This window comes from Rhodobium orientis, from assembly GCF_003258835.1.
In the GTDB taxonomy this organism is placed as follows: Bacteria; Pseudomonadota; Alphaproteobacteria; order Rhizobiales; family Rhodobiaceae; genus Rhodobium; species Rhodobium orientis.
Genome location: NZ_NPEV01000020.1, coordinates 1 through 11,737, shown reverse-complemented (window position 1 = coordinate 11,737; position 11,737 = coordinate 1). Strand labels below are relative to the sequence as shown.

General features: G+C 65.3%; 13 protein-coding genes. All 13 read left to right on the top strand.

All coding sequences use genetic code 11. The features are described 5' to 3' along the window. Window positions 1-1,083 (top strand): dissimilatory-type sulfite reductase subunit beta, encoded by a 1,083-nt coding sequence (gene dsrB, locus CH339_RS10815; RefSeq protein WP_111434371.1) that lies wholly within the window; start codon window positions 1-3, stop codon window positions 1,081-1,083. Window positions 1,084-1,178: 95 nt separating this feature from the next. Beyond that, window positions 1,179-1,571 (top strand): sulfurtransferase complex subunit TusD, encoded by a 393-nt coding sequence (gene tusD, locus CH339_RS10810; RefSeq protein ID WP_111434370.1) that lies wholly within the window; start codon window positions 1,179-1,181, stop codon window positions 1,569-1,571. Window positions 1,572-1,582: 11 nt separating this feature from the next. Then, the gene (gene tusC / locus CH339_RS10805) at window positions 1,583-2,017 is read left to right on the top strand and encodes a sulfurtransferase complex subunit TusC (protein ID WP_245408136.1); all 435 of its coding nucleotides are present in this window, start codon (window positions 1,583-1,585) and stop codon (window positions 2,015-2,017) included. A 24-nt stretch (window positions 2,018-2,041) separates the two neighbouring features. After that, on the top strand, window positions 2,042-2,350 hold the full coding sequence (gene tusB, locus CH339_RS10800) for a sulfurtransferase complex subunit TusB (protein ID WP_111434369.1): 309 nt from the start codon (window positions 2,042-2,044) through the stop codon (window positions 2,348-2,350). A 103-nt stretch (window positions 2,351-2,453) separates the two neighbouring features. Continuing rightward, window positions 2,454-2,786 (top strand): TusE/DsrC/DsvC family sulfur relay protein, encoded by a 333-nt coding sequence (locus CH339_RS10795; protein ID WP_111434368.1) that lies wholly within the window; start codon window positions 2,454-2,456, stop codon window positions 2,784-2,786. A gap of 170 nt (window positions 2,787-2,956) precedes the next feature. After that, window positions 2,957-3,691: a respiratory nitrate reductase subunit gamma gene (locus CH339_RS10790; protein ID WP_201240945.1), complete on the top strand. Its 735-nt coding sequence runs from the start codon at window positions 2,957-2,959 to the stop codon at window positions 3,689-3,691. Window positions 3,692-3,709: 18 nt separating this feature from the next. Next, on the top strand, window positions 3,710-5,320 hold the full coding sequence (gene dsrK, locus CH339_RS10785; protein WP_111434366.1) for a sulfate reduction electron transfer complex DsrMKJOP subunit DsrK: 1,611 nt from the start codon (window positions 3,710-3,712) through the stop codon (window positions 5,318-5,320). A 143-nt stretch (window positions 5,321-5,463) separates the two neighbouring features. Further along, window positions 5,464-7,449 carry an NAD(P)-binding protein gene (locus tag CH339_RS10780; RefSeq protein WP_245408135.1) on the top strand — a complete coding sequence of 662 codons (1,986 nt, stop codon included), beginning with the start codon at window positions 5,464-5,466 and terminating at the stop codon, window positions 7,447-7,449. 31 nt (window positions 7,450-7,480) lie between these two features. Beyond that, complete coding sequence (locus CH339_RS10775; RefSeq protein WP_184443251.1) at window positions 7,481-7,963, top strand: cytochrome c3 family protein; 483 nt, start codon at window positions 7,481-7,483, stop codon at window positions 7,961-7,963. Further along, a complete protein-coding gene (gene dsrO, locus CH339_RS10770; protein ID WP_111434365.1) occupies window positions 7,960-8,751 on the top strand; it encodes a sulfate reduction electron transfer complex DsrMKJOP subunit DsrO in 792 nt (263 codons plus the stop codon). Before CH339_RS10775 ends, dsrO begins: the two co-directional genes overlap by 4 nt. A gap of 46 nt (window positions 8,752-8,797) precedes the next feature. Further along, complete coding sequence (nrfD, locus tag CH339_RS10765; protein WP_111434364.1) at window positions 8,798-10,000, top strand: NrfD/PsrC family molybdoenzyme membrane anchor subunit; 1,203 nt, start codon at window positions 8,798-8,800, stop codon at window positions 9,998-10,000. A gap of 94 nt (window positions 10,001-10,094) precedes the next feature. Continuing rightward, window positions 10,095-11,102, top strand: coding sequence for a glycosyl transferase family protein (locus CH339_RS10760; protein ID WP_111434363.1), 1,008 nt, complete (start codon window positions 10,095-10,097; stop codon window positions 11,100-11,102). Window positions 11,103-11,279: 177 nt separating this feature from the next. Further along, window positions 11,280-11,737, top strand: a 458-nt coding sequence (locus tag CH339_RS10755; protein ID WP_111434362.1) for a DUF302 domain-containing protein, incomplete at its 3' end; no start/stop codon positions are given.

The following is an 11,737-nucleotide window of genomic DNA, read 5'->3' as shown; positions in this document are numbered from 1 at the left end:
ATGAGTGAAGCAGCCACCCAACCGCGCCTGCCCGACGAGGTCGGGGTACCGGATCCCTTCCAGTACATGCACCCGGTGATGAAGAAGAACTACGGCAACTGGGACTGGCACGAGCGGCCGCGCCCGGGCGTCCTTCGCCACGTCTCCAAGGACGGCGAGTCCATCTACACCGTGCGCGCCGGCACCCAGCGCCAGATGGACCTCTTCACCATCCGCAAGCTGTGCGACATCGGCGATCAGTTCGCCGACGGCCACGTCCGGTTCACCACCCGCTCCAACATCGAGTTCCTGGTCGCCGATCCGGCCAAGGTCGATCCGCTGATCGAAAAGCTGCAGGCGGAAGGCTTTCCCGTCGGCGGCACCGGCAACTCCATCTCGATGATCTCGCACACCCAGGGCTGGCTGCACTGCGACATCCCCGGCACCGATGCCTCCGGCGTCGTCAAGAGCCTGATGGACCAGATGTACGACGACTTCATCAAGGAGGAGATGCCGAACCGCGTGCGCATCACCACCTCCTGCTGCCAGATCAACTGCGGCGGCCAGGGCGACATCGCCATCAACGTCCAGTATACCAAGCCGCCGCGCATCAACCACGACCTCGTCGCCAATGTCTGCGAGCGCCCGGCCGTGGTCGCGCGTTGCCCGGTGGCGGCGATCCGGCCGGCCATGGTCAACGGCAAGCCGTCGCTGGAAGTCGACGAGAAGAAGTGCATCTGCTGCGGCGCCTGCTATCCGCCGTGCCCGCCGATGCAGATCAACGGCGACGACTCCACCAAGCTCGCCATCTGGGTCGGCGGCAAGCATTCCAATGCCCGCTCCAAGCCGACCTTCCACAAGCTGGTGATGGCCAACCTGCCGAACAATCCGCCGCGCTGGCCGGAGGTGTCCGAGGTCGTCGGCAAGATCCTCAAGGCCTACAAGGACAACGCCAAGGACTGGGAGCGCATGGGCGAGTGGATCGAGCGCATCGGTTGGCCGCGCTTCTTCGAGCTTGCCGACCTGCCGTTCACCAAGCACCATCTCGATACCTGGACCGGCGCGCGCCACAACATGAACATGTCGGCGCACGTCCACTTCTAGGGGAAATCGCGAGCCGGGGACCGTCCTTCCGCCGCATCGTTTCTTGCCGGAAGCCGGCCCCCCTCGCCCGAATGTCGCACGGGGGGAGTTGAAGGTTGAAGTTCGCAGTGCTGATCAATGAAGGGCCATACACGCACCAGGCGTCCGACTCGGCCTACCATTTCACCAAGGCCTGTCTGGACAAGGGGCACGATGTCTTTCGCGTGTTCTTCTACAATGACGGCGTCAACAACGGCACGCGGCTGACGGTGCCGCCCCAGGACGACCGCAACCTGCAGAAGAACTGGACGGAACTGGCCGAAAAGCACGACCTCGACATGGTCGTGTGCATCGCCGCCGCCCAGCGCCGCGGCATCCTCGACGAGAACGAAGCACGGCGCCAGGGCAAGGACGCCGACAACATCGCGCCGGGCTTCCGGATTTCCGGTCTCGGCCAGCTCGTGGAGGCGGGCATTGCCGCCGACCGGCTCGTTGTGTTCGGCGACTGAGGGAGGCGGATATGTCCATGGATGAACAGACCATCGATACCGAAGTCGTCAAGAAGTTCCTGTATGTGAACCGCAAGGCGCCCTATGGCACGATCTACGCCCTGGAGAGCCTGGAGGTCGTGCTGATCTCGGCCGCCTTCGACCAGGATGTCAGCCTCGCCTTCCTCGACGACGGCGTCTACCAGCTCGTCGACGGCCAGGACACCAAGGCGATTGGCATGAAGAACTTCTCGCCGACCTACCGGGCGCTTGGCGACTACGAGATCACCAAGCTGTTCGTGGAAAAGGAATCCCTCGACGAGCGCGGCCTTACCGAAGACGATCTGATGGAGATCATGTATGAGGACGAGGACGACGACTGGGCCGAAAAGCCGTCGATCCGCATCGTCAGCCGCACCGAGATGGCGGCCGTCATGGCCGACCAGGACGTGGTCCTGAGTTTCTGAGGCGCGGGAAGGGAGATCGAGAGAATGCCGACACTTCATACGGTCAACAAATCGCCCTTCGAGCGCACCGCCTTCGGCAGTTGCCTGAAGCATCTTGCCGCCGGCGACGCGGTCCTCGTCCTGGAAGACGGGGTGGTGGGTCTGCGCAAGGCGACGGCCTTTGCCGGCGACCTCGACGCGGTCAGCGGCGACCACAAGCTTTACGCGCTCGGGCCCGATCTGGACGCCCGCGGCCTCAAGCCGGACGATCTCGTGTCCGGGGTTACCGTCGTCGACTATGGCGGCTTCGTCGATCTGGTTGCAGAACACGACAGAACACAGGCCTGGCTTTGATCATTCGCAAGGCGCGATAAAGCCCGGCTAAGGTAAAAGCTTGGAGTTGCAAGAAGCGATAAAAGGCTTTGAGCGAAAAAGGGTAAGGAAGAGGAGCACACCCATGACCTATCAACTCAATGGCGCGACCATCGAGCACGACGAAGAGGGCTACCTGACCGACATTTCGGTCTGGTCGAACGACCTGGCGGAAATCATCGCCAAGGACGAGAACATCGACATGACGCCCGAGCATTGGGAAGTCGTCAACTTCCTCCGGGAGTATTACGACGAATACCAGATCGCCCCGGCCATCCGTGTGCTCGTCAAGGCGCTGAAGAAGAAGTACGGCCCGGAAAAGGCCTCGAACAAGTATCTCTACGAGCTGTTTCCGTACGGCCCGGCCAAGCAGGCCTGTAAGATCGCCGGTCTGCCGAAACCGACGGGCTGCGTCTGATCGACGACAGCGCGAGATAAGGGTAACCGGCCGCCCGATAAGGCCGGACCCGGCACCAGAAAGGCATGGCCTGACGGGTTCCGACGACCCAGGATGAGGCCCATGCGAAGAGACGACGCGAATCGCCGTTCCGCCGCCGCGGAGCGTGAGCGAGCCTGGGAGGAGTGCGCGTGCTGACGACGGCCTATGCCCTGCTGTTCTATTTCGCCACGATCGTGCTGGTCGCAGGGCTTGCCTGGCGCATCTACGAGTACGCGACGGTTCCCGCGCCCCTGAAGATCCCGACGACGCCGGCGCCGACGACGCGGCGCGGCGTCATCTTCCGCATGGGCCGCGAGGTCGTCCTGTTCGAAAGCCTCTTCAAGTCCAACAAGTGGATCTGGCTGTTCGGCTGGCTGTTCCACGTCGCGCTCGCCGTCGTCATCCTGCGTCACCTGCGCTACTTCATCGAGCCGGTCTGGAGCTGGGTGGTGTTCGTGCAGCCCTTCGGCGTCTATGCCGGCTTCGCCATGGTCGTCGGGCTCCTCGGCCTGTGGGCGCGGCGGTTCCTGGTGCCGCGGGTGCGCTACATCTCCGCCCCGTCCGACCACCTGATGCTGGCGCTGATCGTCGCCATCGGGCTCTCCGGCCTCGGCATGAAGTTTATCGCCCGCACCGACATCGTCGCGGTCAAGGCGTTCTTCCTCGGCCTGATGCGCTTCGATGTGCAGCCGCTGCCGGCCGACCCGGCGCTCCTCGTCCACCTGACGCTGGTCGCGCTTTTGATGATCATCTTCCCGTTCTCCAAGCTGCTGCATGCGCCCGGCGTCTTCTTCTCGCCGTCGCGCAACCAGGTCGACAATCCGCGCGAGCGGCGTCACCTGGCGGCCTGGGCGGCGCGGATGGACCGCCAGCCGGGCGAATAGGGACAAGGAGAAGCCGAAATGGCCGACGCCGACACCATCGACCGCCCCGAGGCAACGGACCTGCCCGATCCGCTGGAGATGCCGAAGCTCTGCCCCGGCGCGATGGCGGGCTCCACGCCCTATCCGGCCAAGCCCGACCACAACAAGGCCCTCGGCTTTCCCGGCGAACTGGTCGACGATTGGCACGACCGCGCCATCGACAAGATGGGCGAGCTTCTCGGCAAGTACCGCTCGTTCCGGGTCTATCTCGACAGTTGCGTCAAATGCGGCGCCTGCACCGACAAGTGCCACTACTTCCTCGGCTCCGGCGATCCCAAGAACATGCCGGTGGCGCGCCAGGACCTCTTGCGCAAGGTCTACCGCCGCCATTTCACCCTCGCCGGCAAGTATTTCCCGAAGCTCGTCGGCGCTGCCGACCTGACCGAGGACGTGCTCGACGACTGGTACTCCTATTTCCACCAGTGCTCGCAATGCCGCCGCTGCTCGGTGTTCTGCCCCTACGGCATCGACACCGCCGAGATTTCCATGGCCGCCCGCGAGATCCTCGACACCGTCGGAAAGGGCCAGAAATACTGCAACGAGATCCTCGGCAAGGTGCACAAGATCGGCAACAATCTGGGCCTGCCCGAGCCGGCGCTGGAAGCCACCCTTGAGGACCTGGAAGAGGACATCGAGGAAGAGACCGGCGTCCCGGTGAAGCTGCCCTTGAACGTCGAGGGCGCCGATATCCTCCTCATCACGCCGAGCGCCGACTTCTTCGCCGAGCCCCATATCGACGGCCTCATCGGCTACGCCAAGGTGTTCCACCAGGCGGGCGTCTCCTGGACGCTTTCGTCCTACGCGTCCGAAGCCGCCAACTTCGCCATGTTCATCGGCTCCTACGACCAGATGCGCGAGGTCGCGCTCCGGATCCGCAAGGCGGCCCTCGACCTCGGCGTCAAGCGCATCGTCGTCGGCGAGTGCGGCCATGCCTGGCGCGTCGCCTATTCGTTCTGGAACACGCTGGCAGGTCCCTTCGACTTCCTCGATCCGAACTATCCGATCCCGCAGCACATCTGCGAGTTCACCTACGATTTGATCCAGAAGGGCGAGCTCACCTTCGACAAGTCCAAGAACGACCACATGACGCTGACCTTCCATGATTCCTGCAATGTCTCGCGGGCCTCGCGCATGGGCGACATGCCGGGCGGCCAGTTCGAGATCCCGCGGGCGATTATCAAGGCGGTCTGCAACAATTATGTCGACATGGCCCCGGACACGATCCGCGAGTCGACCTTCTGTTGCGGCGGCGGCGGCGGGCTTTTGACCGACGAGATCATGGACATCCGCAAGAAGGGCGCGCAACCGCGCATGCGGGCGCTGCGCCAGGTCGCCGACGAGAACGGCGTCACCCACATGGCCGCCATCTGCGCCATCTGCAAGACGCAGTTCACCAAGGTGATGCCGGAATTCGGCTTCGACCGGGAATCGATCGTCAGCGTCCACCAGCTCGTCTCCAACGCCATCGTCCTCGATCCGCCGCAAGACGCCGGCGCGCCCGAGGAGGACGACGAGGACGATGTGCCGGCGGCAGTTGAGATGGCACAGGAATCGGAAGAAGCGGTTCAGGCCGCGGCGGAAGAAAAATAAGACCGCCAAAGGCGGCATGACGAACGGCCGGACCCCGCAAGGTGCGGCCACGAAATCAAACGGCGGGGAAGACGGAATACGCGCCGACGCCCTGCATGATCCGGGAGACGTTCCGCCCCCGAACCGGGGATCGGAACGGCGTCATGCGGGCCCCCAAGGGCGACGCGATGGAGGAAACGACAATGACCAAGCCGCTCGACGACAAGAAGCTGACGTTCCGGCGTTACGAGGATGGCGATGCCGCGCCGCCGCCGCTGGAGGAGAAGATCTTCCAGGGCGATCACTCCTACAAGTGCCCGACCTACGTCCATCGCACGCCGCCGTGCCAGGGCTCGTGCCCGTCCGGCCACGAGATCCGCGGCTGGCTGGCCATTGCCCGCGGCATGGACAAGCCGACCGAAGAGGGCATGACCTGGCAGCAATACGCCTTCGACCGGATGATGCAGGCGAACCCGTTCCCCTCCGTCATGGGCCGGGTCTGCCCCGCCCCCTGCGAGGACGGCTGTAACCGCAACGAGGTCGACGACTTCGTCGGCATCAATGCCGTCGAACAGTATGTCGGCGACTGGGCGATCCTGAACGGCCTGAAGGGCAAGGGACCCGAAGCCGAGACCGGCAAGAAGGTCGCCGTCGTCGGCGGCGGACCGGCCGGCCTGTCGGCCGCCTTCTTCCTGCGCCAGAAGGGCCACGGCGTCACCGTCTTTGAGGCCCACGACCACCTCGGCGGCATGATGCGCTACGGCATTCCGGGCTACCGCACGCCGCGCGCCATGGTCGATGCGGAGATCCAGCGCATCCTCGACCTCGGCGTCGAGGCGCGGCTCAACACCCGCATCGGCGAGGACATCAAGGTCGAGGAGCTGGAGCGCGACTTCGACGCCATCTTCTGGGCCGTCGGCGCCCAGGCCGGCCGGCCGCTGCCGGTGCCCGGCTTCGATGCGCCGAACTGCATTTCCGGCGTCGACTTCCTCGATGCCTTCAACCAGGGCTGGGTGGTGCACACGGCGCAGAAGATCGTCGTCGTCGGCGGTGGCGACACCTCCATCGACGTCGCCTCCGTCGCCCGCCGCCTCGGCCACATCCAGACCGTCCATCCCAAGGACAACAGCGATCCGGGCATGCTCGGCTACACCGCCCACGACGTCGCCGGCACGATCGCCCGCGAGGGCGTCACCGCGGTGCTGACCTCGCTGTTTCCGATCGAGGGCATGACGGCGGCGGCCCGCGAACGCGAGGATGCGCTGCGCGAAGGCGTCGACATCCGCGGCGGAGTGATGCCGCTGGAGGTCATCAAGGGCCCGGACGGGCGCGCCGTCGCCCTGAAGATGTGCGAATGCGACATGGACGGCATGAGGCCGGTCCCGCGCGAGGGCACCGAGTTCGAGATCGAATGCGACATCGTCGTCTCGGCCATCGGCCAGATGGGCGAACTCACCGGCGACCTGGAAAGCCTCGACAACGGCCGCGGCTTCATCGACACCGACGCCGTGTTCCGGGTCAAGGGCAAGGAGAACCACTTTGCCGGCGGCGACATCCTGCGCCCGCACCTTCTGACGACCGCCATCGGCCACGGCTCGGTCGCGGCGGAATGCATCGACGGCTATCTCGCCGGCACGCTGAAGGACAAGCGCCCGAAGGTCGACGTCCACCACTTCAACCTCCTGAACGAGCTGCACCAGAGGAAGCTCGATCCGGAGCCCTACGGTCACGTGCAGACCCGCGGCACCAACGAGGCGGGCTTTGCGATCCACAATTACGAGGACCGCTCCAAGGCCCAGATCATCCCGCACGACGAATTGTTCCTCGGCCACTTCAAATACGAGCCGCGGGCCGTGCGCGAGGAGATCCACATCGCCGGCGACGCCGTCGTCGGCAATTTCGACGAGCGCCTCGTCGGCCTGACCGAAGAGCAGGCGATGGCCGAGGGCAAGCGCTGCATGAGCTGCGGCATGTGCTTCGAATGCGACAACTGCGTGATCTTCTGCCCGCAGGATGCGGTGTTCCGGATCAAGAAGGACCAGCGCGCGGTCGGCCGCTACGTCGATACCGACTACGGCAAGTGCATCGGCTGCCACATCTGCCAGGACGTCTGCCCGTCGGGCTACATCCAGATGGGCCTCGGGGAGTAGCGTCGGAATGTCTGGTGGCGGTTGGTATCGCGTGAAAAGGGGTCTGCCGGCTCTCGTCGTCGCACTGGCGACGGTGGCGGTCCTGGTTGCGGCGGGAGCGACCGGGGCCCGTGCCGGCGGCGTTCCGCTTCCCGAACCGGCAAAGGGCGCCGGTTCGGCCTGCGTCGCCGATACCGCCTTCATGCGCCGCTACCACATGCAGATGCTCGTCCACCAGCGCCGGGACACGGTGCATGAGGGCATCCGCACCAAGCAGTTCTCGCTGAAGGGCTGCATCGACTGCCATCAGGTCAAGGGCGAGGACGGCGCCCCGGTAAAGGTCAGCGACGGCCGGCACTTCTGCCGCTCCTGCCACGACTACGCCGCCGTCAGCATCGACTGCTTCGAGTGCCATGCCTCCGTGCCGGAGGAGGCGGACCAGTCCGCCGCCGCGCCGGATGCGGAAAACGAGGCGGTTGCCGCCCTCGGCGCCTATGTGCACGAGCGAAAGACCGGGGAGGGAGCGGTGAAATGAGCAACTGTTCCTCCTCCTGCACCTGCGGCACCCCCGAGCCGGACGAGCGCCCGGTCGATGCCGCCCGCCGCTCCTTCCTGAAGACCGCCGCCACCGCCGGGGCTGTCGCGCTCGCGCCGGGCGTCACGCTCTATGTGGTCGGCGGGCCGGCCGAGGCCCGCGCGCCGGACCAGCCGGTCGATCCGAAAAAACGCTGGGGCATGCTGGTCGACGTTTCCAAATGTACCGAGGACTGCTCGGCCTGCGTCACCGCCTGCCGCACCGAGAACGGCCTCGGCGCGCTTGACGATCCGAAGATTGACGCCCAGTGGATCCGCAAGGTCGAGGTCAACGACCCGGCGACCGGCTACAGCCGCTCGCTGCCCGTCATGTGCCAGCACTGCGCCGAGCCGCCCTGCGTCGACGTCTGCCCGACCGGCGCCTCCTTCAAGCGCGACGACGGCATCGTCCTTGTCGACAAGCACATCTGCATCGGCTGCCGCTATTGCATGATGGCCTGCCCCTACAAGGCCCGCTCCTTCGTCCACGAACCGCTGAGCGACCAGAAGCCCTACGCCCCGCGCGGCAAGGGCACGGTGGAGTCCTGCACCCTCTGCGTCCACAAGGTCGATGCCGGGGAGCTGCCGGCCTGCGTCACGGCCTGCGCCACCGAGGGCAACGGCGCCCTCGTCTTCGGCGACCTCAATGATCCCGAGAGCGATATTTCGAGGCGCCTCAAGGCCTATCCGACCCGCCAGATCCGCGCCGACCTCGACGTCGATCCGGGCGTCCACTACCAGGGGCTTTGAGCGATGGCCGAGGCAAGAATGCAAACGACGCGGGGAGGCGTCTGACATGGCCCGCATCACCTATCGCGAGCTGTCGCGGCCGAAGGGCTTCTTCGTCGGACTGATGACGCTGCACGCCGTCGTCATCGCCGCCGGCCTTGCGGCCTTCTACTACATGGAACACAACGGCCACATCGTCACCGGCATGACCAACCAGGTGGTCTGGGGAACGCCGCACGTCTTTGCCGTCTTCCTGGTGGTCGCCGCCTCCGGCGCCCTCAACGTCGCCTCGATCTCCTCGGTTTTTGCCCGGCTCACCTACAAGCCGTTCGCCCGGGTCTCCGGCCTTCTGGCGGTCTCCCTGCTGATCGGCGGCCTTGCCGTTCTGGTCCTCGACCTCGGCCGGCCGGAACGGCTGACGGTGGCCATGACGACCTATAACTTCAAGTCGATCTTTGCCTGGAACATCTATCTCTATACCGGCTTCATCGTCATCGTCGCCGCCTATCTCTGGACGATGATGGCGCGCACGGCCGGCCGCTACAACAAGGTCGCCGCCTATACCGCCTTTGCCTGGCGGTTGATCCTGACGACCGGCACCGGCTCCATCTTCGGCTTCCTGGTGGCGCGCGAGGCCTACGATACGGCGCTGCTCGCACCGCTCTTCATCGCCGGCTCCTTCGCCTACGGGCTCGCCTTCACCGTGCTGGTGCTGATCACCATGTGCCGCTCGCTCGGCGAGGCGCTGATGTCGGAGGAGGCGGTGCAGAAGTTCCGCAACCTCCTGACCATCTTCGTGCTCGCCGTCGTCTATTTCACAGCGGTCATGCACCTCACCAAGCTCTACGGCACGAAGAACCATGGCGTCGAAGCGTTCCTTTTGGTCGATGGCGGCATCTATCCGGTCCTCTTCTGGGGCGTCCAGATCGTGCTCGGCAGCCTCATCCCGCTCCTCATCCTCAACTTCACGGCGTTCGGCCGCACGCGCAACGGCCTGTCGCTTGCCTCCATCCTGGTGCTGATCGGCGGCCTTGCCCAGATGTACGTCATCATCATCGGCGGTCAGGCCTGGCCGCTGCAGTTGTTCCCCGGCATGGAGGTCTCCAGCAGCTTCGGCGACGGCGCCATTGCCGCCTACACCCCGTCGCTGCCTGAAGTTCTCCTCGGCTTTGCCGGCGTCTCGATCGCCATGCTGATCACCGGCCTTGCCCTGATGGTGCTGCGCTTCCTGCCGGGCGAGGCGGTCGAGGCGGCCCAGGCCGGCGGCTAGCGCCAGCCTCTGTGACCGCGATTGCGCTGGATCGAAACATGCAAAGAATGCGATCATTGTTGAGCTTAAACGCGACCATTTCGGAGCTTTTATCATGACCCCTGAGCCGCACCCCTTTTCGCGGTTCGTCGCCATTCTCGGCCGCGGCAAGACCCTGACCCGCTCGCTCACCGTCGATGAGGCGGAAGAGGCGATGTCGATGATCATCGAGGGCCGCGTCCTGCCCGAGCAGGTCGGCGCCTTCCTGATGCTTCTGCGCGTCAAGGAGGAAAGCCCGGAGGAGATCGCCGGCTTCGTCAGGGCCGTGCGCAGCCACGTCGCCATTCCGGCCGGCGCGCCGAAGGTCGATCTCGACTGGTCGTCCTATGCCGGCAAGCGCCGCCAGCTTCCCTGGTTCGTGCTCTCCGCGATGCTGCTGGCCAGGAGCGGCATCAAGGTCTTCATGCACGGCACGGAAGGCCACACGGCCGGCCGGCTCTACACCCGCGAGACCCTGGAACAGCTCGGCCTTTCCATCGCCGGCAGCTTCGACGAGGCGGCCGCCCAGCTTGCCGCCACGAACTTCTCCTACATGCCGCTTGAGGTCATTTCGCCGAAGCTGAAGCACCTGATCGAGCTGAGGCCCGTCCTCGGCCTGCGCTCGCCGGTGCACACCCTGTCGCGCATGGTCAATCCGTTCAAGGCGCCGGCGACCATCCAGGGCATCTTCCATCCCGGCTATATGGACATCCATCGCGGCGCCGCGAAGGTGCTCGGCGAGCCGAACATGGCCGTGTTCCGGGGCGAGGGCGGCGAGGTGGAGCGCCGGCCGAACAAGCCCTGCGAGGTCTGGACCGTCCATGACGGCGTCGCCGGCGAGGAGGTCTGGCCGCCGCTGCTGCCGGAACCGCGCCAGGGCGCCGACGAGGATATGGACATCTCACGGCTCACCGCCCTGTGGCGCGGCGAATTCGCGGACGACTACGCCGAGGCGGCGGTCACCGGCACGGTGGCGCTGGCGCTGAAGGTGATGCGCCGCGCCGGCTCCATCGAGGAAGCGCAAGGAGCGGCCGAGGCGATGTGGAAGGCACGCGACACGGCCGGCTTTCCGGCCGTTGCCTGAAAAAGGCGTGATGCTTCCGTCTTGCATTCAGATGTGGTGATATGACCGCATAGAGCATCGGAGCGAACCGGAGGTCCGCGAAAGCGAAAAGTGGAAACCGGCTTTCGGAAAAATCCGATGCCCCAACCAGACACCGCCGCGACGGAACAACAAGGGCGGGAATACGGGGGAGGAAATATGCGGTTACTGTGGAATCTGTTTGCCCTGATCGGGCTCGTTGCCGTTGCCGGCGTCATCTATCTCGCCGTCACCATCGGGCCGCGCCTGTCGGCGTTCTCGTCCTTCGACGACAAGGCGGCCGAGACCTATACGCGGATGGCAACGCAACTGCTCGCCACCGGCAGCCCGGCCGAGGCCACCGTCTGGAAGGCCAAGGTCAACGAGGGCCTGACCTTCGAGGAGGTCGACGAGTCCATCAAGTCGGTGGCGATCGAGCGCAACATAAAGGGCGTCGGCGAGCTGCCGCTGTCCGACCAGGTCGAGGCGATGACCGGCGAGCCCGGCCAGAAGATCAAGATCTACATGTACTGCAACCCGCTGACGGCGGCCAAGATGATCGAGTTCGACATCGCCTATGCGGCCTATCTGCCGTGCCGGGTCTCGCTGGTGGAGGACAAGACCGGCGCCCTTTGGAT

Coding starts and splice junctions, on each gene's coding strand:
- CH339_RS10795 (WP_111434368.1), top strand. CDS start 2,454: ATGACCTATCAACTCAATGGCGCGACCATCGAGCACGACGAAGAGGGC.
- tusB (WP_111434369.1), top strand. CDS start 2,042: ATGCCGACACTTCATACGGTCAACAAATCGCCCTTCGAGCGCACCGCC.
- dsrB (WP_111434371.1), top strand. CDS start 1: ATGAGTGAAGCAGCCACCCAACCGCGCCTGCCCGACGAGGTCGGGGTA.
- CH339_RS10760 (WP_111434363.1), top strand. CDS start 10,095: ATGACCCCTGAGCCGCACCCCTTTTCGCGGTTCGTCGCCATTCTCGGC.
- CH339_RS10780 (WP_245408135.1), top strand. CDS start 5,464: ATGCGGGCCCCCAAGGGCGACGCGATGGAGGAAACGACAATGACCAAG.
- nrfD (WP_111434364.1), top strand. CDS start 8,798: ATGGCCCGCATCACCTATCGCGAGCTGTCGCGGCCGAAGGGCTTCTTC.
- dsrK (WP_111434366.1), top strand. CDS start 3,710: ATGGCCGACGCCGACACCATCGACCGCCCCGAGGCAACGGACCTGCCC.
- tusC (WP_245408136.1), top strand. CDS start 1,583: ATGTCCATGGATGAACAGACCATCGATACCGAAGTCGTCAAGAAGTTC.
- dsrO (WP_111434365.1), top strand. CDS start 7,960: ATGAGCAACTGTTCCTCCTCCTGCACCTGCGGCACCCCCGAGCCGGAC.